We start from the raw sequence: 26,994 nt of genomic DNA, 5'->3' as shown, positions 1-26,994 counted from the left end.
AATCAACAAGCTACGTCATTGCGATGAATGAAGCAAAGCGAAATGAGGAAGCAATCTCATTTTTATGAAAAGATTACTTCAAATTATGGCACTACATTTATAATTTTCGCAATGAAATTTTGATTTTTAGTTATTTAAAGTAAATCCTTAGGTCGAACTCAGGTTAATACTATTTTAAAGCTATAATTTCTTTTACATAATTTTAGTGCTATAAAAAAAAGAACAATTCATATTTTTAATAGAAAATAATATGTAATTTTATAAGATAATTCTTTGATTGCTAAATGAATTACTCTAACAATGGAAACTAATACTCCTATTCAAAAAAAAGATACACCTAAGTTTAAATCTAACAAAAATCTTCATTTTAATGAACTATTTGATCTTGCCGGTGATGCTATTTTTTTAGCCGATATTGAATCGGGAAATATTGTTGATTGTAACCGGTTAGCTTGTGAAAATCTAGGATATTGTAAAAAAGAATTATTGGCTTTAACAGTTGGAGATTTGGATGCTACTTATGTTTCTCTTGAAGATGAACAAAAATTATGGAATAGTTTAAAGCCTAATAAACCAATAACTATTGAAGGGAAACATAAACGTAAAGATGGAAGCACTTTTCCAGTTGAGATTAGAGTTTCCATATTAGAAAATAATGGTAAAAAAGAAGTTTTGGGTATTGCTAGAGATATTACGGAATTTAAAAAAGTAAATGATAAACTTATTGAAAGTGAAGAAAAATACAAAGCTTTATACGAAAATGCTCCTTTATCTTATCAATCATTAAACGAGAATGGTAATTTTATTGATTTTAATCCTGCTTGGTTAAATACTTTAGGATATAAACGCGAAGAAGTTTTAGGTAATTGGTTTGGAGATTTTTTACACCCAGATTATGTAGATTATTTTAGAAAAAACTTTTCTGAATTTAAAAAAAAAGGATACGTACATAACATCCCATTTAAAATTCGGCATAAAAATGGAAAGTATTTAACTATTTCATTCGAAGGGTGCATTGGCTATAATCCTGATGGTAGCTTTAAACAAACCTATTGCACTTTTAAAGATGTTACCGAAGAAACTAAAGCAAAAGAAGAGTTAGTAAAAGCCAAAGAACAAGCTGAAGAAAGCAACAGATTAAAATCGGAATTTTTACACAATATGAGCCACGAAATTAGAACTCCAATGAATGGAATTTTAGGTTTTTCAGAATTGTTAGGAGATCCAAATTTATCACTTGAAAAACAACAACATTTTATCAAAATTATTCAAAATAGCGGTAAATTATTACTTAGAATTATTGATGATATTTTAGAAATTTCAAGATTAGGAACTAAACAAGTAAAAGTAATAAACGAAAAAGTGTGCTTAAATGATTTAATGGTTGAATTGTTTTCAATATTTGATGCAAAAGCAAAAGAAAATAAAACCCCACTATATTTAAAAACTCCGCTATCGGATGAAGATAGCAGTATTGAAACTGATAGTGCCAAATTGCATAAAATTATTAGTAACCTCCTTGAAAATGCACTAAAATACACCAATAAAGGATTTATAGAACTTGGTTATTATTTAGAAAAAAACAATCTTAAAATCTATGTAAAAGATACAGGAATAGGAATTTTACCATCTAAATTAAATGTTATTTTTGATCGTTTTACACAAGCTAATGAACACCCGTTAAACAGTAATGCTTCTGGTTTAGGATTAGGGCTTTCTATTGCAAAAGAAAATGCAGAGTTATTAGGAGGAATCTTAAAAGTGACCTCTGAAGTTATGAAAGGATCAGAATTTGTATTAACCTTACCGTTTAAAGACTCATCAAAAAAAACTAAAAAAGAAATTAATAAAAATAAATGCAAAGTCTTAATTGTAGAAGATGAAGAAGTAAATGTATTATATCTTGAAACTATAATTCATGATTTTGAAGATTGCAATATCGTTCATGCTAAAAATGGAAAAGAAGCTGTTGAAATAGTGCAACAAGATAAAAATGAAACCATCACCTTGATTTTAATGGATTTAAAAATGCCAGTTATGAATGGTTTTGAGGCAACTAAAAAAATAAAAAAAATACATCCAAACGCCATTGTAATTGCACAAACCGCTTATTCAACTTCAAATGAAAAGAAAAAAGCGTTAGAAAGTGGATGTACAGATTTTATTTCAAAACCTTTACATAAAGAGAGAATAAAGGAAATATTAAAAAAATACTTAAATTAACGAGCTTTTTTATTTCTATTTAAAAACCAAACAAGTGGAATTTGGGCTTTCTACGCTACTAAAAAAAGTTAATTTCCCTGTTTCTTTATTTACTTTAAAAACACTAATATTATTACTTATTTTATTGGCAACCAATAAAAAATTTCCATTTGGAGCAATTGTAAAATTACGAGGCCAATTCCCGAAAGTAGCAATAGATTGTATTTTTTGAAGCATTCCAGTATTTGTATCTATTTTAAAAACAGCAATACTATTTTCTCCTCTGTTTGAACTATATAAAAATTGTCCATTTTTAGATAAACAAATTTCAGCTCCAGAATTTTTTCCAGTATATTTTTTGTTTCTAGTGCTTATGTTTTGAATACTACCGTAGGAATTAGTTTCTTTTTTAAGAACCGCTATAGAAGAACTCAACTCGTTCATAACATAAATAAACGTTTCGTTTTTTGAAATCACAAAATGCCGAGGACCCGCGTTGTTTTTTATGGCATAAGTTTTATCTAATAAAAAATGCTCCTTATTTTGAGTATCCATTTTATAATTTACCAAAAAATTCCTACCCAAATCAGCAATTAACAAATTGTTTTTAAAAAATTTAGCAAAATGGGGATGTGCTTTTTTAGAAGCAATATTATGATCAATTACTTGAAAAGCTTTTTTGATTTTACCATTTTTTTTGATTTTGTGAATTGATATATTTCCACCTGTATAGTTTGCAATAGCAGCTAAGTTATTAGCTGAGTTTGTTTCAATATAACAAGGATTTGCACCATTAGTACTTACTTTATTGATGAATTTAAGTAAACCGTTTTTAGTAACTTCATAAGCATTTACATAACCACTTTTGTTTTTATCAAAATCAGCTACTTCACTAACCGCATATAAGTATTTTTTGTTTGATGAAAAAGTTAAATAGGACGGGTTTTTAACTTCTGCTGCCAATTGTTTATTAGTTAAAAAACCTGTAACTACATTAAAATCATGATAATAAATTCCTTCGCTTTCACCATTGGTATAAGTCCCCACATATAACTTTATATTTTGAGACATTAAGGTTGAACTTAAGAAAAGTAATAGTATAGAAAATTTCATAAAATAAATTTTTAATGTTAATTATTTAGCCAAAATACCTCGTTTATTAAGCACTGAAATTTGTCGTAAATTTCCTTCTTTAATAGTTCCTTTTTCAAAAACATATTTTTTTTCAAACATGTTATTCCCTTCAAAAAAAGTAATATCAAAAAAATTAGTTAGCTTTAAAACTTCATTTTGAATTAATTCAATTTTAGCGAAAGAATTGGCTGGTAATTTTTCAATTTTATGTCTTAATACAGCAGTTTTAATTCCTCTATCTTCATTATAACCTTTAGACACAATCAAAATCATTTCCAAGTCAACCTCTTTTGTGTTAATTATATAAGCATTCCAATCTTCACATTTAAATACTTCGTTGTATTCTTTTGCAACAGCAACATAAACATTAGAAACTTCAGGTATTTGAATATCTTTTTTCATTTTTCAGTTCCATTCATTTTTCAGTATGGCAAAAATTACATCATCTTTCCATACTCCATTAATTAATAAACTTTCTTTAAAATGAGCTTCTTTCCTAAAACCTAACCGTTCAAAAAGTTTAATAGAATTTTTGTTATCTGGATCAATAGATGCGGTAATTCTATGTTTATTAAATGTATCAAACAAATAAGTAATTATTCCTTTTAATGCTTCCGTTGCAAATCCTTTTCTCTGCTGAATTTTAGCTACAGTAATTCCTAATTCAACTTGTTTTTTATCAGCATCTAAAAAATGTACACCAATATCTCCAATAATTTGATTAGAATTTTTATCAATAATGACCAGCTGAAACCAAGAATCTACAACATTAAATTCGGAAGTAGTTTTATTAATATACTCATAAGCATCCTCTAATTTTTCAGGAATCCAACCTTGAAATTTGTTTGTAATAGCATCACTTCTATAATCAAATAATGCTGAGGCATCCTTGCTTTCAAGTGGTTTTAAATGAAGGCGTTCCGTTTCAATTGTGATTTTTACCATTATCAATATTGATTTATTACCGCATTTGAAAATTCAGAAAATCTTACACAAATAAGAAAATGAATTACATTAAGAATAAAACTTTTTAAGGATTGGTTATTCTTACAAAACAGATTTAAATTGTTCTAAAAAGCGAATATCGTTTTCATAAAACATTCTAATATCTGGAATTTGATAAAGCAGCATGGCAATTCGTTCAATTCCCATTCCAAAAGCATATCCTGAATATTTTTCAGAATCAATATTAGCGTTTTTAAGCACATTTGGATCTACCATTCCGCATCCCATAATTTCTAACCAACCTGTACCTTTGGTAATTTTATAATCAACTTCAGTTTCTAATCCCCAATAAATATCAACCTCAGCACTTGGTTCTGTAAATGGAAAATACGAAGGACGCAATCTAATTTTAGATTTACCAAACATTTCTTTAGTGAAGTATAACAGTGTTTGTTTTAAATCAGCAAAAGAAACATCAGTATCAATATACAATCCTTCCACTTGATGAAAAATACAGTGAGAACGTGCCGATATATCTTCGTTTCTAAAAACTCTACCTGGAGAAATAGTTCTAATTGGTGGTTTATGACTCTCCATATAACGAACCTGAACAGAAGAAGTATGCGTTCTTAATAAAATATCAGGATCTTTTTCAATAAAAAAAGTATCCTGCATATCTCTAGCAGGGTGATATTCTGGCAAATTTAAAGCGGTAAAATTATGCCAATCATCTTCAATTTCAGGACCTTCCGAAACATTAAAACCAACTCTAGAAAAAACATCAATTATTTTATTTTTAACAATAGAAATTGGATGTCTAGCACCTAATTCAATTGGTTCTTCAGGTTTTGTTAAATCGCCATAAATTCCTTTTAATTCTTGATTATTTTCAAGAGATTCTTTAAGTTGATTTACTTTTTCTTGAGCGTTATTTTTTAAAGAGTTTAAAACTTGTCCAAATTCTTTTCTATCAGCAGTAGCTACATTTTTAAATTCAGCAAACAAATCGTTTAAAATTCCTTTTTTTCCTAAAAACTTAATTCTAAAAGTTTCTATTTCTTCTGAAGTCGTCGCATTAAATGCAGAAACTTCTGCAAGAAATTCTTTAACTTTATCTATCATCTTCCATAAAAATTAGATTGCAAATTTAAACAATTTTATTGGGTTTTTATTCATTGAACAAGGTGTTTGAAAAGGATAAAAAAAATTAAATATTTAAGAAAAGACGAAAACGTTTTCGTCATAGTAAAAAAAACAACTGTTTTTAATCAGTTTTCTTTAGTTTTATTACATTATTAATTATATTTGAGTAATAATTTAACAAACCTTTAAAAAATCTAAACCTAAATTATGAAATCTAAAATAGATGCGTTCATGAACTTGGTGAAAAAGAGTAATCCAAATGAACCAGAATTTTTACAAGCTGTACAAGAAGTTGCAGAAACTGTTATTCCTTTTATTGAAAAAAAACCTCAATATAAAGACAAAAAATTACTCGAAAGAATGGTTGAGCCTGAAAGAACCATCATTTTTAGAATTCCATGGGTAGATGACAAAGGAGAAACCCAAGTAAACCGAGGCTTTAGAATTGAATTTAACTCTGCAATAGGACCTTATAAAGGAGGCTTGCGTTTTCATCCATCAGTAAATTTAAGTATTTTAAAATTTTTAGGGTTTGAACAAACCTTTAAAAACTCATTAACTACTTTACCAATGGGAGGTGCAAAAGGTGGTTCTGATTTTAACCCTAAAGGAAAATCAGATAATGAAGTTATGAAGTTCTCACAATCATTTATGTCCGAATTATTTAGGCATATTGGCCCCGATACTGATGTTCCTGCTGGAGATATTGGTGTTGGCGGACGTGAAATTGGCTATTTATATGGGCAATATAAACGATTAAAAAATGAATTTAGTGGGGTTTTAACAGGTAAAGGAATGGCTTTTGGCGGCTCACTAATTAGACCAGAAGCCACAGGTTATGGCGATGTATATTTTGCAAAAAACATGTTAGAAACCAAAGGAGAAAGTTTTAAAGGCAAAACAGTTGTAATTTCTGGATCTGGAAATGTAGCACAATATGCCTGTGAAAAAGCAACCCAATTAGGTGGTAAAGTAGTTACCTTATCCGATTCTTCAGGTTATATTTATGATAAAGATGGTATTGATGCCGATAAATTAGCTTTTATTTTAGATTTAAAAAATGTAAAACGGGGTAGAATAAATGAATATGTTAAAAAATATACATCCGCTAAATTTTTTAAAGGTGAAAAACCTTGGAGTGTAAAATGTGATATAGCCTTACCTTGTGCAACCCAAAATGAATTAGACGGATCTGCAGCAAAAAAATTAGTTGCAAATGGCGTAATTTGTGTTGCTGAAGGAGCAAATATGCCAACTACACCTGAAGGAATTCATATATTTCAATCTAATAAAATATTATTTTCACCCGGTAAAGCATCAAATGCTGGTGGCGTTTCTGTTTCCGGTTTAGAAATGAGTCAAAATTCAATGCGGTTTAATTGGACTACTGAAGAAGTAGATAACAAACTTCATGAAATTATGAAAAACATACATGAATCTTGCGTTAAATATGGTAAAAATAGTGATGGCTATGTTGATTATGTAAAAGGAGCAAATATTGCTGGTTTTGTTAAAGTTGCTGATGCAATGCTTGCACAAGGAATTGTTTAAGAACAAACTAATTTTATAATTTTAAAAAGGTTGCTAATTAGCAACCTTTTTTTTGGTTAAAAGCATAAAAACACATTAAATTAGGGGGAAATTTAAAATAAGGAAATCCTTTAGTATGGATAATAAAATAAATAACCGATTACCCGATTTAAAAACCTATAAATTTGAAGATGTTGCTTTTAATAGGTTAATGCAAAATCGAATAAATAACATCTTAATTGTTTGTTCCAATTATGACTATTATATGTTGGAAGAAGATGGTAGAATTGATGAACGCATTTTTAACGAATATACCGACTTAAATTTACGCTATCCACCTAGTTTTACCCACGCCAACTCAGCCAGAAGAGCTATAAAAATGATGGAAGCCAATAAATTTGATTTAGTTATAACTTGGTTAGATATTGGCAATTATAAAGCTTTTGAGACTTCCAAACAAATAAAAGATGCATTTCCAGAAGTACCAATAGCAGCGTTAAGTTTATACTCTTCAGAATTAAGAAAAAAATTAAAAAGTGGAAATACAGGTATTATAGATTTTGTTTTCCATTGGAATGGTAATGTCGATATTTTTTTGGCAATTATAAAACTAACTGAAGACAGAATGAACGCTAAATACGATATCAATAAAATTGGAGTAAAAGCCATTTTATTAGTGGAAGATTCTTTAAAATTTTATTCTCGGTATTTGCCAATTATTTACAAAATTTTAATGAAACAAACTCGTTCACTTATGTCTGAAGGCTTAAATGAACACAGAAGAATGATGTTAATGCGTGGTCGTCCTAAAATATTATTGGCTACTGACTATGAAAATGGAATAGGTTTATTTAAAAAATATAAACACAATTTATTAGGAGTAATTTCAGATGTAAATTACTTTAAAGGAGGAAAAAGAAACCCTAAGGCTGGATTTGCCTTCCTAAAATATGTCCGCAAATTAGACCGATATTTCCCCTTTTTAATTCAATCATCTAATATTGAAAATAAAAAAACTGCACTTGAACTCAAAGGCAAATTTTTATATAAATATTCTGATACTTTAGGTACCGATATTAAAAAATACATTACTAAATATTTTTCATTTGGCGATTTTGAATTTTGGGATCCAGAGCAGAAAAAGATACTTGCAAAAGTTAAAGATTTAAATAGTTTTCAAAAAGCATTATCTATTGTTTCTCTTGAATCTATAAAATATCATGCACAAAGAAGTGAATACTCTAAATGGTTAAAATCTAGAGCATTATTTTCCTTAGCAAATTTATTTAGTAAGGTTGAATATAATGATTTTGAACATCCTGAAGAAATCAGAGATTTTTTAATTAAAGCCATAAAACTTTATCGAATTTACCAATCAAGAGGTGTTATTGCTAATTTTGATAAAAATAAATATGATGAATATCTAGGGTTTGCAAGAATAGGTGAAGGAGCCTTAGGAGGTAAAGGTCGAGGCTTGGCTTTTATTGATTCCTTTTTAAAACGTCATAAATTATTTGATAAATATAAAGATGTATTCATATCAATTCCAAGAACCGTAGTTTTAAGTACTGATATTTTTGACGAATTTATAGAGAAACATGATTTAATAAATTTTGTAGTACAATCTAACTCCGATGAAGAAATATTAAATGAATTTATTTCAAAACCGCTACCTAAATGGGTGAAAAATGATATTGAAGCATTTTTAAATGTCATTAAAAGACCTATTGCGGTAAGATCATCAAGCGTGCTGGAAGATTCTCATTATCAACCTTTTGCTGGTGTTTTTGCCACTTACATGATTCCACATTCTAATAAGAAAAAAATGTTGAAAATGGTATGTAACGCTGTTAAATCTGTTATTGCATCTTCCTTTTATCAAAATAGTAAATCCTATTTAGAAGCAACTTCTCATACTATTGAAGAAGATAAAATGGCAGTTATTTTGCAAGAATTAACTGGAAAAGAATATGGTGATGTTTACTATCCAAATATTTCAGGAGTGGCTCGTTCCATCAATTTTTATCCAATTGGCAACGAAAAACCAAATGAGGGAATTGCTAATATAGCTTTAGGTTTAGGTGAAATTATTGTTGGTGGCGGACAAACCTTACGTTTTTCGCCTTATCATCCTAAAAAAGTATTACAACTTTCTTCTCCTAGCTCTTCCCAAAGAGATACTCAAAAGTATTTTTATGGGCTTGATTTAAATCCAGATAGCTATAAAGTTTCGACAAATGAAGGCATTAATAAAAAGAAAATTAGCATAAGAGCTGCAAAAAATCATAATTCCTTAAAATTTGTGGCTTCAACGTATGACCTTCAAAATAATATTATTAAACCTGGAATAATGCACGATGGAATTCGTGTAATTACTTTTGATAATGTGTTAAAATATGGGACCTTTCCTTTACCAGAAATTCTACAGGAACTATTACGGATAGGACAACGAGAAATGCGAAACCCTATTGAAATTGAGTTTGCCATAAATTTAGATGTCCCAAAAGGTCAGCCTAGGATTTTTAGTTTTTTGCAAATTCGTCCAATTGTAGAAAGTATTGAAAATAAAAATGAACTTCCTAAAAATTTCAATGAAAAAGATACCATTATATACTCAAAATCTGCATTAGGTAACGGAACTTACGATCATATTAAAGATTTTGTTTACGTAAAACCTGAAACTTTTAATTCATCTAACACAAGGCAAATTGCAAGTGCCGTAGAAAAAATAAATAAAAAGTTTTTAAAAAAAGACAAACAATATATTTTAGTAGGTCCAGGCCGCTGGGGTTCTAGTGATCCTTGGTTGGGAATTCCTGTTATTTGGCCTCAAATATCTGCTGCAAAAATAATTGTAGAAGCTGGTTTGCACGATTTTAGAATTGATCCAAGCCAAGGAACACATTTCTTTCAAAATTTAACTTCTTTTAGAGTGGGTTATTTTACGATTAATCCATTTTTAAATGATGGTTTTTTTGACTTAGATTATTTAAACAACCAAAAAGCAGTATATGAAGATGAATATTTACGTCACATCACATTTAAAAACCCTTTAACAATTATTATTGAAGGAAAAGATAATAAGGCTGCAATATTTAAAGAGAATTTTAATTTAAAAGATAATACTGAGACCAAAAATGAAGATTTATTGGATGATTTACCTCCTGATGGATTTATGTAACAAAAATATCAAAATGATAAAAATCAGCCTTTTATTATGATAATAATGAATTTTTTATACTTAAATTTGCACATAATTTATCATTAAATTAATAACAAACTAATTTAATTTTTTAAAATCACAATACAATGAATGTTAATACTATAATTAACAACTTGGAAGCAAAGCATCCAGGTGAAAAAGAATACTTACAAGCAGTACATGAAGTTTTGGAATCTATTGAAGATATTTACAATGAAAATCCACAATATGAAGCTGCTAAAATAATTGAACGTTTAGTTGAGCCAGATCGAATTCTTACTTTTAGAATATCTTGGACTGATGATGAAGGTCAGGTACACGTAAATTTGGGTTATAGAGTTCATTTTAATAACGCTATCGGCCCATACAAAGGCGGTTTACGTTTACACCCTAGTGTAAATTTAAGCATCCTAAAATTCTTAGGATTTGAACAAACTTTCAAAAATGCTTTAACTACCCTACCAATGGGTGGAGCAAAAGGTGGTTCTGATTTTAATCCTAAAGGAAAATCTGATAACGAAATTATGCGTTTCTGTCAAGCATTTATGTTAGAATTATGGCGCATGATTGGCCCTAATACCGATGTGCCTGCAGGTGATATAGGAACTGGCGGTAGAGAAATTGGTTACTTATACGGAATGTATAAAAAATTACAAATGGAGAATACTGGTGTTTTAACTGGTAAAGGACTAAACTGGGGAGGAAGCTTAATTAGACCAGAAGCTACTGGTTTTGGAGCAACTTATTTTACCAAAGAAATGTTAGCGGTTAATAATGATACTTTTAAAGGAAAAACAGTTACTGTTTCAGGTTTTGGAAATGTGGCTTGGGGTGTTGCTTTAAAAATTACTGAACTTGGAGGTAAAGTAGTTACTATTTCAGGTCCTGATGGATACATTTATGATGAAAAAGGATTAGATGCTGAAAAAATTGATTATTTATTAGAACTTCGTGCTTCTAATAATGATATTGTTGCTCCTTATGCTGAAGAATTTCCAGAAGCTAAATTTATAGCAGGTAAAAAACCTTGGGAAGTTAAATGTGATATTGCTATGCCAAGTGCTATTCAAAATGAATTAAATGGCGATGATGCAAAACAACTTATAGCAAACGGTGTTAAATATGCCGCTGAAGTTTCTAATATGGGTTGTACTCCTGAAGCTATAGAAGCATTCCAAGAAGCTGGAATTCCTTTTGCTCCTGGTAAAGCTGTTAATGCTGGTGGTGTTGCTGTTTCTGGATTAGAAATGTCCCAAAACGCTATGAAATTAAACTGGAAAGCAGAAGAAGTTGATGAAAAATTACATCACATTATGTCATCTATTCATCAAGCTTGTATTAAATATGGTACTCAAAACGATGGTTATATTAACTATGTAAACGGAGCAAATATTGCTGGATTTATTAAAGTTGCCGATGCCATGTTAGATCAAGGTATTATTTAATAATTCTTCTTTTTATAAAAATTTAAAAGCGTGCTTAATAGCACGCTTTTTTTATGACATTTAGTTTGTAATTTTAAATAGATACCTTCGACTTACATTTAAATGAACCAAAAATAAAATTGCAATATGAGTATAACCATTCATTTCCTATTAGGATTTATTACTTCATTTTTAGGAACCTTAACACCGAGTATGTTAAATATGACTACGGCAAAAATAAGTTTAACTAAAAGCAAAGCAGATGCCATAAAGTTTGCAATTGGAGTTTCATTAGTGGTTTTAATACAGGTTTATGTTGCCATTTTATTTACTAAATTTTTAAGAAATAATCCTGCATTTGTACAATCGCTTCAAAAAATTGCCATGGTTATTTTTGCAGGTTTATCATTTTATTTTTACCGAGAATCAAAAAAACAAAAAGAAGCAACTTACAAAGAACGAGCAGGAAATAGTTTTGTGGTTGGTTTGTTACTTTCTGCTTTAAATATGTTTTCTATTCCTTTTTATTGCGGAGTTACCACGGCTTTAGATGTTGCAGGATGGTTAAAATTTTCTCAGTTTAATATTTTAATATTTGTTATTGGTTCTGCACTTGGAACTTTTACTTTATTAGCGATGTATGCAAGTTATGCGAAAATTATTCAAGCAAAAGCCAAAGGATTAGCAAAAAATTTAAACTTAATATTAAGTATTTTAACAGGTGTTTTGGCATTATTTACCCTTTTAAAATTGTGGATTTAACATTAATCATTTTAGTATTTTGTAATTTTAAAAAATGTTAGAAAATACGGAAAATAAAAAAATAATTCATATTGATATGGATGCGTTTTACGCATCTGTAGAACAATTAGATAATCCTGAATTAAGAGGAAAACCAATTGCCGTTGGCGGTGGTAGTGAACGCGGTGTAGTTGCTGCTGCAAGTTATGAAGCACGTAAATTTGGCGTTCGTTCTGCTTTAAGCGGTCCTATTGCTAAAAAAAATTGTCCGCAATTAATTTTTGTAAAACCTCGTTTTGAACGCTATAAAGAAATTTCTCAAAAAATTAGAGCTATTTTTTATGAATACACCGATTTAGTAGAGCCACTTTCTTTAGATGAGGCTTATTTAGATGTTACCATAAACAAAAAAGGAAATCCATCTGCCAGTTTAATTGCCAAAGAAATTAGACAACGGATTTTTGATGAATTACATTTGAATGCTTCCGCAGGAATTTCAAACAGCAAGTTTGTGGCTAAAATTGCATCAGATATTAACAAGCCAAACGGACAAAAAACAATTCTTCCAAAAGAAGTAATTCCTTTTTTAGAAGAATTACCTATTGAAAAATTCTTTGGAATTGGTAAAGTTACCGCTTCAAAAATGTTTAATCTAGGAATTTTTAAAGGTGCTGATTTAAAGAAAAAATCAGAAGAGTTTTTAATTGCCAATTTTAATAAAGCCGGAAAACATTATTACAACATTGTTCGTGGCATCCAAAACAGTGAAGTAAAACCTAATCGATTGCGTAAATCCGTTGCCGCTGAACACACTTTTATAGAGAATTTAACTTCAGAAATATTTATGTTTGAAAAATTAGAGAAAATTTCTGAAGAATTAGAACGGCGATTAAACAAATCTAAAGTTTCGGGAAAAACAGTTACTTTAAAAATAAAATACAGCGATTTTAAAACACAAACGCGTAGTAAAACCTTACCGTATTTTATAAAAGAAAAAGCCATTATTTTAGAAACGGTTAAAGAATTATTATATCAAGAAAAAGTAATGAATTCCGTTAGATTACTCGGAATTTCTGTAACTAATTTAAATATTCATTCTAAAAAATCACCTGAAAAGCCTATTAATGTGCAGTTGAAATTTGAGTTTTAAAATTCTTCTTTCAAATAAATTATCTTTCGTTCTCTTAAATACTTTAAAATGTATTCAAAAACACCTTTTTTATCACCAATTAATTCTGGTGGAAAAACACCTTTTTCAAAAAACAATCTATCTAAAAACATGTTTGCAACAGCGGTTGCAGTATAACCCGTTGTTCTTGCCATAGATGAAGTTTTAGTTTCAGAACAATATTTATCATGTAAATTATAGACAATTTTCTTTTGCGTTCCATTTGCATCTTCGCCAATAATAGTAATTCTCATAATCGTTAATTCCTCTTCCATTTCTCCTAATTTCCATTCATCAAATAAAATTTTAGAAGTAAAATCTAAGGGTGAAATTTCAATACCATTTATTTTAACTGGTTTAGTATTAAAAAAACCACTTTGTTTTAAAACTTGTATATATTCCACATGCCCAGGGTAACGCAAGGTTTTTTCTTTCATGTTTCTGATGTGAGGCATCGTAAAAATTAAAGAACGCAATCCCATCAGAATTAAAAGATTCAAGTGTTCCTACACTTTTAAATTCAACATGTTCCATATCAGAAAGTGCTTCCTTAACTACTAAATTTCCATTTTCTACATATCTCGCAGGTCGTGTATATTCTTCAATCACATCAACAGGTGAAAAAGGAGCTTTATAATTAAAAGGCCATTTTTTAACGGTTGGTAATCCACCCACCAAACATTCAAAATCAGTAATTTTTAATTGTTGGTTGTAATAACCTAAAATAATATTTCCCATTCCTGGTGCAACGCCACAATCTACAATGGCAGTAACATTATTTTGTTTGGCTAAATCGTTTAATTCTAAGGAGTTTTCAGAGAAAAAGGAAATGTCAACTACATTTTTTTTGGCTTCAATAATTGTTTTTAAAGTTTCAAATCCTAAGAAACCAGGAACTGCACAAACAACCAAATCGAAAGGTTGTAAGATTTGTTTTAAAGCTTCTTTTTTGGTAACGTCAAGTTTTAAAGTTTCAAGAAGATTGCATTTATTTTTTGAAAATTGAAGTGCTTCTTGGCTGAAATCTGCCAAAGTTACGTTGTGTTTATTAGTTAAATCAATAGCGATAGTTCTTCCAACCATGCCAGCACCTAATACAATTATATTGCTCATACTATTTGTTTAATTTTAAAGTTGGAAATAAATAAAAAAGGGAAACTGAAATCTGTTTTTTGAAAAAAGAATCAATACAAATTATAACCCTGGCAAAAAAAACCAAGGCATTTCGTTATTTATTAAGTTCAACATTTTCTTCATCAGTTAACAACCTTGAATGAATAATAAACCTAACACCAAGTGGAATTTCTAGAGAAAAACTTGAACCTCTGCCTTCTGTTATATCAACTGTCAAATGTGTATGTTTCCAATATTCAAATTGGTCTTGGTTCATATAATAATTAACTCCTTCTAATTGTCCAAGTAATATATCGCTATCATCTAAATACATATCTCCTTCTTCAAAAACCATTGGTGCTGAACCATCGCAGCAACCTCCACTCTGATGAAATATTAATTCTCCGTACTTTTCTTTGAGTTTATTTAAGACTTTAATTGCTTTTTCTGTTATAGCAATTCTTTTAAATTCCATAATTATATTTTATAAAAAAGCTGACTGAGATTACAGTCAGCCTAATAGTTTAGTTCTATTATCTTCTAAAAAAATCCTAATTTATTCTTATCATAAGAAATTAGCATATTTTTAGTTTGACGATAATGGTTCATCATCATTAAATGGTTTTCTCTTCCAAATCCTGATTTTTTATACCCGCCAAATGGTGCGTGAGCGGGATATGCGTGATAGCAATTTACCCAAACTCTACCTGCTTTTATGGCTCTTGGAATTTGATATAATTGATGTGCATCTCTTGTCCAAACACCTGCTCCTAAACCATAAAGCGTATCATTTGCAATTGCAATTGCTTCTGCTTCATCTTTAAATTTAGTTACAGAAAGAACTGGTCCAAAAATTTCTTCTTGAAATACACGCATTTTGTTATGTCCTTCTAAAATAGTAGGCTGAATGTAAAACCCATTTGCTAATTCTCCTTCTAATTTGCAAGCCTCACCACCTGTAAGAACTTTTGCACCTTCTTCTTTTCCTATTTTAATATAAGAAAGAATTTTTTCATATTGGTCATTTGATGCTTGAGCACCAACCATTGTATTTACGTCATAAGGATTGGCTTGAATTGCTGCTTTTGTTCTTGCAACTACTCTTTCCATAAATGCATCATAAATATCTTCCTGCACTAATAACCTTGACGGACAAGTACAAACCTCTCCTTGATTAAAAGCAAATAATACCGCTCCTTCAATTGCTTTATCTAAAAACGCATCATCTTCATCCATAACAGAATTAAAGAAAATGTTAGGCGATTTACCACCTAACTCCATTGTTACGGGATTTAAGTTTTTAGATGCATATTGCATAATTAATTGACCTGTTGTAGTTTCACCTGTAAAAGCAACTTTATCAACACCTGAATGAGATGCTAAAGGCTTACCGGCTTCAGGTCCAAAACCGTGAATAATATTAATTACTCCTGGAGGGAATACGTCTGCAATTTTTTCTAATAATAGAGTTGCAGTTGATGGTGTTTGCTCTGCTGGTTTTAGTACTACACAATTACCTGCTGCTAATGCTGGCGGCATTTTCCAAGACAGCATTAATAAAGGGAAATTCCAAGGAATAATTTGAGCAATCACACCAAGCGGTTCTTTAATATTCATTGATAGCGTGTTTGCATCTAATTCCGTTGCAGAACCTTCTTCCGCTCTAATAACTGCTGCAAAATAACGCCAATGGTCTATCGCTAATGGAATATCAGCATTTAGAGTTTCTCTAATTGGTTTTCCATTATCACAGGTTTCAACTAATGCAAATTCTTCTAAATTTGCTTCAATTAAGTCTGCTACTTTATTTAACATTGCTGCTCTTTCAGTTACAGAAGTATTTCCCCAAGCATCTTTTGCTGCATTGGCTGCTGCTACTGCATTATCTACGTCTTCTTTTTGAGAACGTGGGTATTTTGCAATTAATGTGTTGTCAATTGGTGATGTATTGTCAAAATACTGCCCTCCAACTGGTGCTACGAATTTCCCATTGATGAAATTTCCGTACTTGTCTTTAAATTTTGGTTTTGAATATGCCATATTTAACATTTTTAAAAGTTAGTAAATCCTACTCTTTTATAGATTTTCGGTTTCCTCTATTTATTTCTTAATGTCTAGTCCTGAAATACAGCTACAAGTTAAAATTTATTTTGAGATATCAACTTCTTCTTTATAAAATTTCCCTTGCCAAGTCTTTTTTTCGATAAGTTTTTTATCGATTTTGGCAACGATTTCAAAGTTTTTAAGATTGTCCCATTTAGGAGCTATTAATAACTCTTTTGGGGCTTCACTTATAAATCGTTCAATAATAATAGTTGGACGTAAATATCCAATAAATTCTGCAATAAAATCGATGTAGTTTTCAACAGTAAAGAGGTCGAAATTTTCTGCAACAGTCAAAAAAACATTATCTCTATAATCCATGTTTATAATAAATATATTTAGTATTGATAAATATTTAATTTAAAGCAATTTAACTAGCTGTATTTTACAACTATTAGTCGCTATCAATTATAAAAATTAGTAATTTGTATTTTACGATTTTAAAATAGTTTCTATCCTCTAAATTTACTTGTTTTTTCTACACAACAAAATGAAATATTTTTTTATTTTATTAATATATAATCTTTTTCAACATTAATTTTTTCCATTTCAGCTATTAAAAAGGTTTATTCAGTAATGTTTTTTTCAATAATTATTTTTCGCTTAAGTTATTTGTGGCATAAAATAATTATTAAAAACAAGTAAATTATGAAAAAAAGTTTATTAGTGTTGCTCATAGTAGCAATAGGATTAAGTTTTCAGAGTTGCCAAAAAAATGATGTAACTCCAGTTCCAATTCCTAACAAAGTACAATTGACAGTTGATGCCACATTCGGATCTATTTTAACAGATTCTCAAGGGAAGTCTTTATATTTCTTTGCCGATGATGCAAATGGTTCTTCACATTGTGTAAATGGTTGTTTAAATAATTGGCCTATATTTTACGATGCAAATATCACCATTGATAATGGTTTAGATATTGCAGATTTTGGTACAATAACTAGAGCTGATGGAGCCATGCAAACAACTTATAAAGGATGGCCTTTGTATTATTATGTTTCAGATGTTAAAGCAGGAGATACCTTTGGAGATGGTGTAAATGGAGATTGGTTTATTGCAAAACCTAATTATAGTGTTATGTATGTTTTTGATCAACTAACAGGTCATGATGGAATTGACTATTTAAGTGATTATACATCAGGTACTGGAGAAACAGGTTATATTGTAGATAGTTATGGAAATACACTATACACTTTTAGTCACGATTCAAATAATACAAATACTTTTACAGCATCTGACTTTGGGAATAATGCCATATGGCCAATTGCAGAAGTTACACCTAGTGAAGTGCCAAGTAATTTAAATGCTGCTGATTTTGGAACTATTAGTGTGTATGGAAAAACACAATTAACCTATAAAGGATGGCCATTATATTACTTTGGTCAAGATAGTGTTAGAGGGGATAATAAAGGAATAAGTTTTCCTGCACCAGGTGGTGTTTGGCCAATTGCCAATAGTACAACAACTGTAGCACCCTAATAAATATAATTATATAAGGTTGTTTTTAATGATTATATATTATTAAAAACAACCTTCAATTAAAAATAAGTAAAATATGAAAGTAATTAAACCTATAATGCTTCTTCTGGTAGTATCATTTTCTTTTTCTTTGATTTCGTGCAAAGATAAAAATGAATCTGATTATCATATTATTTCAGATGTTCCAGATTTAGTTATGCCAAATAACAATTTATCTTTTAAAGAAGTAAAAAATTATAAAAATTATAAGATTATTGCGACTCATTATCGTACAGATAAAAATGAATTGCGGTATGTTTTAGCAAACAAGAAAGCTTTTAAATCTTTTTATAAAAACCAACCCTTTCCTGAAGGAAGTAAAATTGTTAAAATAGGATGGAATGTTGAAAAAATGAAAAACTTTGGCGTTGCACTTGAAGCAAATAAAATTCAGAGAATTGAATATATGATAAAAGATAAAACACGTTTTCCTAAAAACCCTGGAAATTGGGGATATGCAAGGTTTGTTAAAAAAAATGGAGCTTATAAAAGCTGGGATAAAGGAACTGCTAGTTGTATCGCTTGTCATAATTTGGCAAAAAATAATTATTTTATTTTTTCAAAATTTCAACATTTACAGTAGTTAATTTTTTCCAGCCCATTTTTTAAATTCAGTAAGTTTTGCTTTACTTATAATTATATCAATAGGCGAAATAGGATTTGTAAATACTTTTAATTGAGTTGTTCCATATTTTTGTATTTTATCTATTGCTTTTGCCGATACAATAATCTGCCTTGATGCTCTATAAAATGTATTTTGATTTAAAGATTTAAAAAGTTCATCTAACGTTAAATTTATAGATGATTTTTCATTATTGTATTCAATGATATATGTTATTTTATTTTCTGTAAAAATAAATGCAATGTTATTAATAAAAACAGGGGTTAGTTGATTGCCTTTATCCGCTAAAACCCTTTTTGTTATTTCTTCTTTTTTATCAAGTGTTTTAGAAATTGTTTTTAACTCATTAAAATACTGCTTTCCAGTATCTCTATTTATTTCCCCAATTTTTTTTAAATTAATTGAGTTCATAAATTGAAGAACAAAATAGATTAATAAAGAGCTACTTAGCCAAACGAGTATAAAAATTAATGATAGTTTTTCTTTAAGATTACTAAAAATAGTCCTAAATTTTTCAACATTAGCATGAGATGCTACAATCCAATTTGTATTTTTTACAGGATTTAAATAAACAATTTCAGTATATTTTTTCAGTTCTCTTAAACCACCTGTTGCTTTTTTTTCAATAATTGCTTTTTTAAAGTTTATTTCAGCTTTTTGGTTTGAAATGAATTTTATAACGGAATTATTTTCAGATAGCATCTTCCCTATTTTTTGCTGGTTTGGATGACAAATTTCTCTTCCTGTAGAGTCAAACATGCAAACAAAACTATTTTCAATAGACATGTTTTCTATGCTTTTCTGAAATTCTTCTCTAACCTGACTCTTTGAATAACCAGAACTAAGTCTTTCAGATAGCATTTTTGAAATTAAAATAGTTTGATTTTTTGAGTTTTCAATTTGTTGATTTAATAAATCATTTGTTGCAGAGCTATAAACATAGTTAAAGCTGTAATAATACATTAAAGCCAAAATTAATAATATAGAAGGTAGAATTATTGTTTTTAATTTCACAGTAGTTATTTTTATATTAATTGTTACAGAATAAACTTACAATTTATTTTGAGATATCAACTTCACCTTTATAAAACTTTCCCTGCCACGTATTTTTTTCAATCAGTTTTTTATCAATTTTAGCAACAATTTCAAAATTTTTAAGATGATTCCAATTTGGAACGATTAATAACTCTTTTGGAGCTTCACTTATAAAACGCTCAATAATAATAGTTGGGCGTAAATATCCAATAAATTCTGCAATAAAATCAATGTAGTTTTCAACAGTAAACAAATCGAAGTTCTCTGGATTTCGTTTGTATTGAACAGCCATCACCGAGTTTTTTATAATTTGTAAATGGTGAATTTTTAAAGTTTTTATAGGTAGTTTAGAAATCTCAAAAGCATGATGTAAAAGTTCGGATTTCATTTCTCCTGGCAATCCTAAAATAATGTGTGCTCCTAATTCAAAACCTTTATTTTTACATAATTCAAAAGTAGTTTTAGTTTCTTCAAAAGTGTGACAACGATTTATTTTTAGTAACGTTTTTTCATTGGTACTTTCCACTCCAAACTCTAAAGAAATAAAATATTTTTTTGAAAGTTCATCTAAATAATCAATAATTTCTTTTGAAATACAATCGGGTCTCGTACCAATAACTAAGCCTATAATTCCCTCGATATTTAAAGCTTCTTTATACATTTTTTTAAGTGAAGCTAAATCGGCATAAGTGTTTGTATATGCTTGAAAATAAGCTAAATACTTTTGAGCTTTGTATTTTTTACTAAAAAACGAAATCCCTTCTTGTAATTGTTGTGTAATCGATTTTGTAGGTTCACAATAATCAGGATTAAAAGTGTTGTTATTGCAATACGTACAACCTCCATAACCTTTGGTTCCATCTCTATTTGGACAAGAAAAACCTATATCTAAAGCTATTTTTTGTACACGTTCACCAAATGTTAATTTGATAAATGAAGAATAATCTAAATAACGTTTTCCCGTAAATTGCATTTAAAATATTTATACAGCAAAACTATTAAAAGAAGTTGGATTGGATTATATTTATTTATAAATCCTGACTGATTATTCATAATTAGTTATAATATTTATATTGCAAGTCTAAAGGAACTTGGTTCAGCATCTCATTACTATTTAATAACCTATGTTTTATTGAATATGACACTGAAACAAGCCCGCCTGCTGCTGGCAGGTTTAGGGTGACGAGCGTTATGTTAGATTGCTGATATTCAGAATTATGAAAGTTATTATAGAATTAAAAATAAAATTATTTGAAGCTTGTACTTTTTTTGTAGAAGAAAAATACAACACAGTAACTACCAGTATCAAGTCTTATCAAAAAGCATTATTTTCTGAAACAAAAAGTTCGGCAGGTGATAAACATGAAACAGGTAGAGCAATGATTCAGTTAGAAATGGAAAAAGCAAGTCAACAATTGGTAATAATTTCTGAAATGAAAGAAGTTTTAAAACGAATTTCAATTGAAAATAAATCTAATATTATTTGTTTAAGCAGTTTAATTATCACCAATAAAGTTAATTATTTTTTAGCAATTAGTGCGGGTGAAATTATCATCGAAAATAAAACATATTATGCCATTTCAACAAATTCACCTATTGGGAAACAATTATTAGGTAAAAAAGTTGGAGGTATCGTTCCTTTTAATGAAGCTAAAATTTTAAATATTTATTAATTTAAATAGTGTCAGTCTGAGCTTGTCGAAGACTTATTGATTTAACTTCTACAAGCCCAGTAGTTTAACAAAATTATCTTCTATTTTTTACTTTACTAGGTAAATCCTTAAAACCCATATTGAATAATGTAAACCCAAAAATATCAGCATATTGCTCAATTATTTTTGAAACAGGAGTTCCTGCTCCATGACCTACGTTAGTTTCAATTCTAATTAAAATAGGGTTATTACCTCCTTGTTTTGCTTGTAATTCAGCAGCAAATTTAAATGAATGTGCAGGTACTACTCTATCATCATGATCTCCCGTTGTTATTAATGTAGCTGGATAATGAACTCCTTTTTTAACGTTGTGTACTGGAGAATATCCTTTTAAATATTCAAACATTTCTTTTGAATCATCAGCAGTTCCATAATCGTAAGCCCAACCTGCCCCAGCTGTAAATTTATGATACCGCAACATATCCATAACTCCAACAGCGGGCAATGCAACTTTCATTAAATCTGGTCTTTGAGTCATTGTTGCACCAACCAACAGCCCTCCATTTGAACCTCCGCGAATAGCTAAATAATTTTTGGAAGTATAATTATTTTTTATTAAATATTCTGCTGCTGAAATAAAATCATCAAATACATTTTGTTTATGCATTTTAATCCCTGCATTATGCCATTTTTCTCCATATTCACCACCTCCTCGTAAATTTGGTACGGCATAAATACCTCCTTCTTCCATCCACACAGCATTTGTAATACTAAAAGAAGGTGTTAGGCTAATATTAAATCCTCCATAACCATATAAAATAGTAGGATTTTTACCATTTAAAATGGTTCCTTTTTTATAGGAAATAATCATTGGTATTTTTGTTCCATCTTTTGAAGTATAAAATATTTGATGCGATTCAAAATTACTTGAATTAAAATCAATAGCTGGTTTTTTATAAATAGCTATTTTTCCTGATTTTGTTTCCAAACTAAAAATAGAGTTTGGTGTAATATAATTTGAAAATGAAAAATAAATTATTTGTTGATCTTTTTTACCTTTAAAACCACTAGCTGTTCCAATTCCTGGAAGTTTAATTTTTCTAATCAATTTTCCATTATAATCATATTGATTTACTTTAGAAATAGCGTCAACCATATAATTGGCAAAAATAAATCCGTTGGCTTTTGAGGCGGATAGTACATTGCTGGTTTCTGGAATAACATCAACCCAGTTTTTTGGAATTGGATTTGAGGCACTAACCTTAACAATTCGCTTATTAGGTGCGTTTAAATTAGTTACTAATAACAATATTTCACCCTTATTATCTAATACATTAGTAGTTGATTCAAAATTACTAACCACTGAAATTATTTTACTATTTTTTTTAGTTAAATCTTTTATGTATAACTCATTACCCGAAGTTGAAACAGAAGCTGTTATTACTAAATAATGTCCATCTTCCGTAACATAACCTCCTACATATCTTCTTTTCTTTTGTTTTCCAAAAATAATTTTATCTTCTTTTTGTGAAGTTCCTAATTGATGATAAAATAATCTATGTTGATCTGTTTTAGCAGATAGTTCACTTCCTTTTGGTTTTTCATAACTTGAATAGTAGAAACCTTTATTTCCTTTCCAAGAAATTCCACTAAATTTTACATCAACAATTGTGTCTTCTTTAATTTCTTTTGAAAGTGCATCCATAATAATAATTTTTCTCCAATCTGAACCTCCTTCAGAAATTGAGTAAGCCACTATTTTTCCATTTTTTGAAAAAGAAACATTTCCTAATGAAATAGTTCCATCTTTAGAAAAAGTATTTGGATCTAAAAAAATTTCAGGAGCTTCTTTATTTTTTTGTCGGTACAACACATATTGATTTTGTAATCCATCATTTTTATAAAAATAAGTGTAGTTCCCTTCTTTAAATGGAGCTCCAATTTTTTCATAATTCCACAATTCTTTTAATCGTGATTTTAATTCCTTTCGATAAGGTATTTTTGATAAATAATTAAATGTTATTTTATTTTCAGCTTTCACCCAATTTTTAGTTTCTTCAGAGGTGTCATCTTCTAACCAACGATATGGATCTCTAACTTTTATTCCAAAATAATTAGTTATGGTGTCAACTTGTTTGGTTGTTGGATATTTCAAATTAGTAATATTTTGTGGTGAATTATTATTTTTACAGGAAGCTAAAAGAATTGCAAACAATGTAATAAATATTATTTTTTTCATAACAAATGAATTAAAAGTTTTTTCAAAAGTAATCAAAAAAAAAGCATATCCTTTTTGAATATGCTTTTTAAAAAAATTTAATATCAATTAAAATAGTGTTTTGTACTTATTCCATTTTTTATACATTAAAATAATAACAATTATAGTTACCACTGCTGCTGGACCAATCCCCGCAGGATTTAAAAATAAATGGAAAAATATCATATTTACAGCAACTGGAGCGATTATTACCAATGCTAAAGGAACCCATTTATTAAACAATAAAAGTAGGCCAACAACAACTTCGGTAGCACCTACTAATTTAAATAAGTAACCTGTTGCCATCATTGCTGCCATAAAATTACCTGCAAGTTCAGGCATTTTAGGATCAGGCATAAAACCAAAAAATTTATTAGCTCCAAATACAATAAGGATTAAGGCTAATAAAATTCGTAGTACTAAAATTAATTTTGAATTCATAATAATGTGTTTTAGTTTAAATTAATATGGTTTTCAGTCGTTAAATTACAAATAATTTACAGATGTAACCAAAGTTACGCTAACTTTGTAAGTTTTTATGTCACTTTGCAGTCTAATAAAGTGCACAAAACAAGTATTTTATTAATTAAAAAAATAGAAAATGACAGAATATTTAACTAAAGAAACTTTTTTAGAAAAAGTTTTTAATTACGAAAAAAATAAAACGTGGAAATTTGAAGGTGAAATTCCTTGCGTTATTGACTTTTATGCTGATTGGTGTGGACCTTGTAAAATGGTGGCCCCAGTTTTAGAAGAATTAAGTAATGAATACGACGGTAAATTAAATATCTATAAAGTAGATACTGAAGCTCAACAAGAATTAGCTGGAGCTTTTGGAATTAGAAGTATTCCTTCTATGTTATTTTGCCCAAAAGAAGGTGAACCACAAATGGCTCAAGGTGCATTACCAAAACATCAATTAGAACAAATATTTAAAGATGTTTTAAAAGTTTCTTAAGGTTTTAAATCCCAAATTCCAAAGACAAAAGCCGCACAATGTGCGGCTTTTTATTTTTATAAAACTTAGTTATTATATCAATTTATTTTCCACCAAATACTCGGCAATTTGTACAGCATTTGTTGCAGCACCTTTTCGTAAATTATCGGAAACAATCCACATATTTATTGTTTTTGGTTGCGATTCATCTCTTCTAATTCTTCCTACAAAAACATCATTTTTACCATGTGCATAAATAGGCATTGGATAGGTATTTGTATCAATATTATCTTGTACAACAACTCCTGGTGTTTCATTTAAAAGTTTTCTAACTTCACCTACATTAAAATCGTTTTCAAATTCAATATTTGCACTTTCGCTATGTCCACCAACAACAGGAATTCTAACTGCGGTTGCGGTAATGGCAATGCTTCTATCATTTAATATTTTTTGAGGTTCTTGCACTAATTTCATTTCTTCTTTTGTGTAACCGTTTTCTAAAAAAACATCACAATGCGGAATTGCATTTTTATGAATAGGATAATGATAAGCCATTTCGCCTTTTACACCTTTGTATTCATTTTCTAATTGTTGGACTGCTTTAACTCCAGTTCCAGTGATTGATTGGTATGTGGAAACAATTAATCGTTTAATCTTATATTTTTTATGAAGTGGTGCTAATGCCATAACCAATTGAATGGTTGAGCAATTAGGGTTTGCAATAATTTTATCCTCTTTTGTTAATTCAGAAGCATTTATTTCAGGAACAATTAATTTGTTGTCAGGATTCATTCTCCAAGCAGAAGAATTGTCAATAACTGTTGTCCCAACTTCAGCAAATTTTGGAGCCCAATCTAATGATGTTTGTCCGCCAGCAGAAAATATAGCGATATCTGGATGTAAATTAACAGCATCTTGCAATCCAATAACGGAATAATTTTTATTTCTAAAAGTAATTTGTTTACCAACAGATTTTTCAGAAGCGACAAGAATTAATTCCGTAATTGGAAAATTTCGTTCTTCTAAAATTTGTAACATTACATTTCCTACCATTCCGGTAGCACCAACTACTGCAACTTTCATGTAAAAATAATTTATGTATTAATTATAATGCAAATTTTATAAAAAAATGTTACAACTTGTAGTAATTATTTTAAAATTAACAAATAAATATGCTTTTGTTAAATAATTGTGATTATATCGTTTAAATAATTTTATGTTTAATTACTTTTAAGGTATAATTTTTGAAGATAATTTTATAAAATAAACCATGAAAAAGTTCTTACTATTTACACTCTTTTCCTTATCAACTTTTATTTCGTTTTCTCAATATATTTAAGGCAAAGTTTTAGATGCTAATACTAATAAACCTATTGAAGGGGTTCATGTATTTATGAAAGGTATAAACCGAGGAACTAAAACCAATGCTAAAGGAGCGTATTATTTAAAATTTCCTTATTAAAATTTCCTTATAAAATTATGAAGTCTGATGTTATTCGGTTTTTACAAGTACACAAATTATTCTATTATTCGTTCCGCAAGCCTTTTTAGTATTGATTTAAACCAATTTAACTTAACAAAAATTATACAATCTAAAACACTTTAAGTTTTTAAAAGATAATATATGCAAGTTTCTCTTAAGCGTTATCAAAATAATTGCCCATTTTAGTAATAAAATTTCAGAACTTATTAAATTCTGACTTTTAAATTTTTATAAAATTATGTGGATAATCTAACATACGATTCTGAAAAGTTAAAACAGACTTCTTTTTAATCACACCATTATCAACATTAATAGCTTTTTGAATTGTAGGATTTTCCATCCAACTTTTATGACCTTCTAAAATTATTGGTAAATAAACAATTAGTGCTGCAGATATTGATCTTGAAGCACTTTCCCATAGATAACTTGGCGTATGATCAACTGCATAATAGTCAATATTATCTATATTCAGCATTGGTTTTTTAAAAGTTGTAGGTTTTGCAAAATAGAATCCCATACCTTCGTCACAACTCACATCAATAATTAAACTTCCTGGTTTTAAACTATCTTTTTCTTCTTCTGTTACAAAATCGATAGGATTGTCAGTATCCTGGTAGGTGCCATTAATAATAATTTCAGATTTACTAATTAAATCGGATAAAGGGCGAACTGTTCCATCGGTTAGTATATGGTTTTGTGGCGGTTTTTGGAACACAAAACTTTCAACTTACGTCGATGTTTTATTAATGTTAAATCGCTCATATTTAGCACTTCATCCGCCATAA

Annotated in this window: 25 protein-coding genes and 1 pseudogene; 11 read left to right on the top strand and 15 right to left on the bottom strand. The window is 29.0% G+C overall.

Annotated elements, in window-relative coordinates:
• The first annotated feature begins 300 nt into the window (after positions 1 to 300).
• Positions 301 to 2,223 (top strand): PAS domain-containing hybrid sensor histidine kinase/response regulator, encoded by a 1,923-nt coding sequence (locus L3J60_RS05485; RefSeq protein ID WP_291974486.1) that lies wholly within the window; start codon positions 301 to 303, stop codon positions 2,221 to 2,223.
• A 15-nt stretch (positions 2,224 to 2,238) separates the two neighbouring features.
• On the opposite strand, the gene L3J60_RS05480 is transcribed toward L3J60_RS05485, so the two are convergent.
• The 4 genes from L3J60_RS05480 to pheS form a co-directional block, all read right to left on the bottom strand.
• Positions 2,239 to 3,315 (bottom strand): lactonase family protein, encoded by a 1,077-nt coding sequence (locus L3J60_RS05480; RefSeq protein ID WP_291974485.1) that lies wholly within the window; start codon positions 3,313 to 3,315, stop codon positions 2,239 to 2,241.
• A gap of 21 nt (positions 3,316 to 3,336) precedes the next feature.
• The gene (locus tag L3J60_RS05475) at positions 3,337 to 3,738 is read right to left on the bottom strand and encodes a hypothetical protein (protein WP_291974484.1); all 402 of its coding nucleotides are present in this window, start codon (positions 3,736 to 3,738) and stop codon (positions 3,337 to 3,339) included.
• Positions 3,739 to 3,741: 3 nt separating this feature from the next.
• Positions 3,742 to 4,281 carry a GNAT family protein gene (locus tag L3J60_RS05470; protein ID WP_291974483.1) on the bottom strand — a complete coding sequence of 180 codons (540 nt, stop codon included), beginning with the start codon at positions 4,279 to 4,281 and terminating at the stop codon, positions 3,742 to 3,744.
• 102 nt (positions 4,282 to 4,383) lie between these two features.
• Positions 4,384 to 5,403 (bottom strand): phenylalanine--tRNA ligase subunit alpha, encoded by a 1,020-nt coding sequence (gene pheS / locus L3J60_RS05465; RefSeq protein WP_291974482.1) that lies wholly within the window; start codon positions 5,401 to 5,403, stop codon positions 4,384 to 4,386.
• Positions 5,404 to 5,631: 228 nt separating this feature from the next.
• Between pheS and gdhA (L3J60_RS05460) the strand changes: the two genes are divergently transcribed.
• From gdhA (L3J60_RS05460) to dinB, 5 genes are all read left to right on the top strand, one after another.
• The gene (gene gdhA, locus L3J60_RS05460) at positions 5,632 to 6,975 is read left to right on the top strand and encodes an NADP-specific glutamate dehydrogenase (RefSeq protein ID WP_291974481.1); all 1,344 of its coding nucleotides are present in this window, start codon (positions 5,632 to 5,634) and stop codon (positions 6,973 to 6,975) included.
• Between the two features lie 115 nt (positions 6,976 to 7,090).
• Entirely contained in the window at positions 7,091 to 10,135 is a 3,045-nt protein-coding gene (locus L3J60_RS05455) for a PEP/pyruvate-binding domain-containing protein (RefSeq protein WP_291974480.1), read from the top strand.
• 128 nt (positions 10,136 to 10,263) lie between these two features.
• Positions 10,264 to 11,601: an NADP-specific glutamate dehydrogenase gene (gene gdhA / locus L3J60_RS05450; RefSeq protein ID WP_291974479.1), complete on the top strand. Its 1,338-nt coding sequence runs from the start codon at positions 10,264 to 10,266 to the stop codon at positions 11,599 to 11,601.
• 126 nt (positions 11,602 to 11,727) lie between these two features.
• A complete protein-coding gene (locus tag L3J60_RS05445; protein ID WP_291974478.1) occupies positions 11,728 to 12,342 on the top strand; it encodes a LysE family transporter in 615 nt (204 codons plus the stop codon).
• Between the two features lie 34 nt (positions 12,343 to 12,376).
• Positions 12,377 to 13,471, top strand: a complete 1,095-nt coding sequence (gene dinB, locus L3J60_RS05440; RefSeq protein WP_291974477.1) for a DNA polymerase IV — start codon at positions 12,377 to 12,379, stop codon at positions 13,469 to 13,471.
• Here dinB and L3J60_RS13445 read toward each other — a convergent pair.
• From L3J60_RS13445 to L3J60_RS05420, 5 genes are all read right to left on the bottom strand, one after another.
• Positions 13,468 to 13,926 carry a saccharopine dehydrogenase C-terminal domain-containing protein gene (locus L3J60_RS13445; protein ID WP_366836893.1) on the bottom strand — a complete coding sequence of 153 codons (459 nt, stop codon included), beginning with the start codon at positions 13,924 to 13,926 and terminating at the stop codon, positions 13,468 to 13,470. The two genes, dinB and L3J60_RS13445, sit on opposite strands and share 4 nt — an antisense overlap.
• Positions 13,853 to 14,602 (bottom strand): saccharopine dehydrogenase NADP-binding domain-containing protein, encoded by a 750-nt coding sequence (locus L3J60_RS05435; RefSeq protein ID WP_366836891.1) that lies wholly within the window; start codon positions 14,600 to 14,602, stop codon positions 13,853 to 13,855. Before L3J60_RS05435 ends, L3J60_RS13445 begins: the two co-directional genes overlap by 74 nt.
• 115 nt (positions 14,603 to 14,717) lie before the next feature.
• Complete coding sequence (locus tag L3J60_RS05430; protein ID WP_291974476.1) at positions 14,718 to 15,077, bottom strand: DUF779 domain-containing protein; 360 nt, start codon at positions 15,075 to 15,077, stop codon at positions 14,718 to 14,720.
• A gap of 65 nt (positions 15,078 to 15,142) precedes the next feature.
• Positions 15,143 to 16,642: an aldehyde dehydrogenase family protein gene (locus tag L3J60_RS05425; RefSeq protein WP_291974475.1), complete on the bottom strand. Its 1,500-nt coding sequence runs from the start codon at positions 16,640 to 16,642 to the stop codon at positions 15,143 to 15,145.
• Positions 16,643 to 16,747: 105 nt separating this feature from the next.
• Positions 16,748 to 17,026: a hypothetical protein gene (locus L3J60_RS05420; RefSeq protein WP_291974474.1), complete on the bottom strand. Its 279-nt coding sequence runs from the start codon at positions 17,024 to 17,026 to the stop codon at positions 16,748 to 16,750.
• A 327-nt stretch (positions 17,027 to 17,353) separates the two neighbouring features.
• On the opposite strand from L3J60_RS05420, the gene L3J60_RS05415 reads away from it, so the two are divergent.
• A complete protein-coding gene (locus L3J60_RS05415) occupies positions 17,354 to 18,184 on the top strand; it encodes a hypothetical protein (RefSeq protein WP_291974473.1) in 831 nt (276 codons plus the stop codon).
• A 76-nt stretch (positions 18,185 to 18,260) separates the two neighbouring features.
• Complete coding sequence (locus L3J60_RS05410) at positions 18,261 to 18,806, top strand: cytochrome P460 family protein (RefSeq protein ID WP_291974472.1); 546 nt, start codon at positions 18,261 to 18,263, stop codon at positions 18,804 to 18,806.
• Here the strand turns inward: L3J60_RS05410 and L3J60_RS05405 are convergent, their stop codons facing one another.
• Positions 18,807 to 19,859 (bottom strand): LytTR family transcriptional regulator DNA-binding domain-containing protein, encoded by a 1,053-nt coding sequence (locus L3J60_RS05405; RefSeq protein ID WP_291974471.1) that lies wholly within the window; start codon positions 19,857 to 19,859, stop codon positions 18,807 to 18,809. It abuts the gene before it with no gap.
• A gap of 43 nt (positions 19,860 to 19,902) precedes the next feature.
• The gene (locus L3J60_RS05400; RefSeq protein ID WP_291974470.1) at positions 19,903 to 20,853 is read right to left on the bottom strand and encodes a TIGR01212 family radical SAM protein; all 951 of its coding nucleotides are present in this window, start codon (positions 20,851 to 20,853) and stop codon (positions 19,903 to 19,905) included.
• Between the two features lie 244 nt (positions 20,854 to 21,097).
• On the opposite strand from L3J60_RS05400, the gene L3J60_RS05395 reads away from it, so the two are divergent.
• Positions 21,098 to 21,553, top strand: a complete 456-nt coding sequence (locus L3J60_RS05395) for a 3-oxoacyl-ACP synthase (protein WP_291974469.1) — start codon at positions 21,098 to 21,100, stop codon at positions 21,551 to 21,553.
• 73 nt (positions 21,554 to 21,626) lie between these two features.
• Here the strand turns inward: L3J60_RS05395 and L3J60_RS05390 are convergent, their stop codons facing one another.
• Both L3J60_RS05390 and L3J60_RS05385 read right to left on the bottom strand, forming a co-directional pair.
• Entirely contained in the window at positions 21,627 to 23,771 is a 2,145-nt protein-coding gene (locus L3J60_RS05390) for a prolyl oligopeptidase family serine peptidase (protein ID WP_291974468.1), read from the bottom strand.
• 87 nt (positions 23,772 to 23,858) lie between these two features.
• Complete coding sequence (locus tag L3J60_RS05385) at positions 23,859 to 24,230, bottom strand: DoxX family membrane protein (protein ID WP_291974467.1); 372 nt, start codon at positions 24,228 to 24,230, stop codon at positions 23,859 to 23,861.
• 160 nt (positions 24,231 to 24,390) lie between these two features.
• Here L3J60_RS05385 and trxA point away from each other — a divergent pair, with 160 nt between their 5' ends.
• Positions 24,391 to 24,747 (top strand): thioredoxin, encoded by a 357-nt coding sequence (trxA, locus tag L3J60_RS05380; protein ID WP_291974466.1) that lies wholly within the window; start codon positions 24,391 to 24,393, stop codon positions 24,745 to 24,747.
• A 72-nt stretch (positions 24,748 to 24,819) separates the two neighbouring features.
• On the opposite strand, the gene L3J60_RS05375 is transcribed toward trxA, so the two are convergent.
• Positions 24,820 to 25,809 carry an aspartate-semialdehyde dehydrogenase gene (locus L3J60_RS05375; RefSeq protein WP_291974465.1) on the bottom strand — a complete coding sequence of 330 codons (990 nt, stop codon included), beginning with the start codon at positions 25,807 to 25,809 and terminating at the stop codon, positions 24,820 to 24,822.
• Between the two features lie 268 nt (positions 25,810 to 26,077).
• On the opposite strand from L3J60_RS05375, the pseudogene L3J60_RS13440 reads away from it, so the two are divergent.
• Positions 26,078 to 26,188 (top strand): annotated as a pseudogene (locus tag L3J60_RS13440) (carboxypeptidase-like regulatory domain-containing protein); the annotation flags it as partial.
• A gap of 241 nt (positions 26,189 to 26,429) precedes the next feature.
• Here the strand turns inward: L3J60_RS13440 and L3J60_RS05370 are convergent.
• Positions 26,430 to 26,924: a hypothetical protein gene (locus L3J60_RS05370; RefSeq protein ID WP_291974464.1), complete on the bottom strand. Its 495-nt coding sequence runs from the start codon at positions 26,922 to 26,924 to the stop codon at positions 26,430 to 26,432.
• Positions 26,925 to 26,994 lie beyond the last annotated feature (70 nt).

The organism is Lutibacter sp. (genome assembly GCF_021647475.1).
Classification (GTDB): Bacteria; Bacteroidota; Bacteroidia; order Flavobacteriales; family Flavobacteriaceae; genus Lutibacter.
Note: the sequence above shows the minus strand (reverse complement) of the source record. Positions and strands in the feature narration are given on the sequence as shown.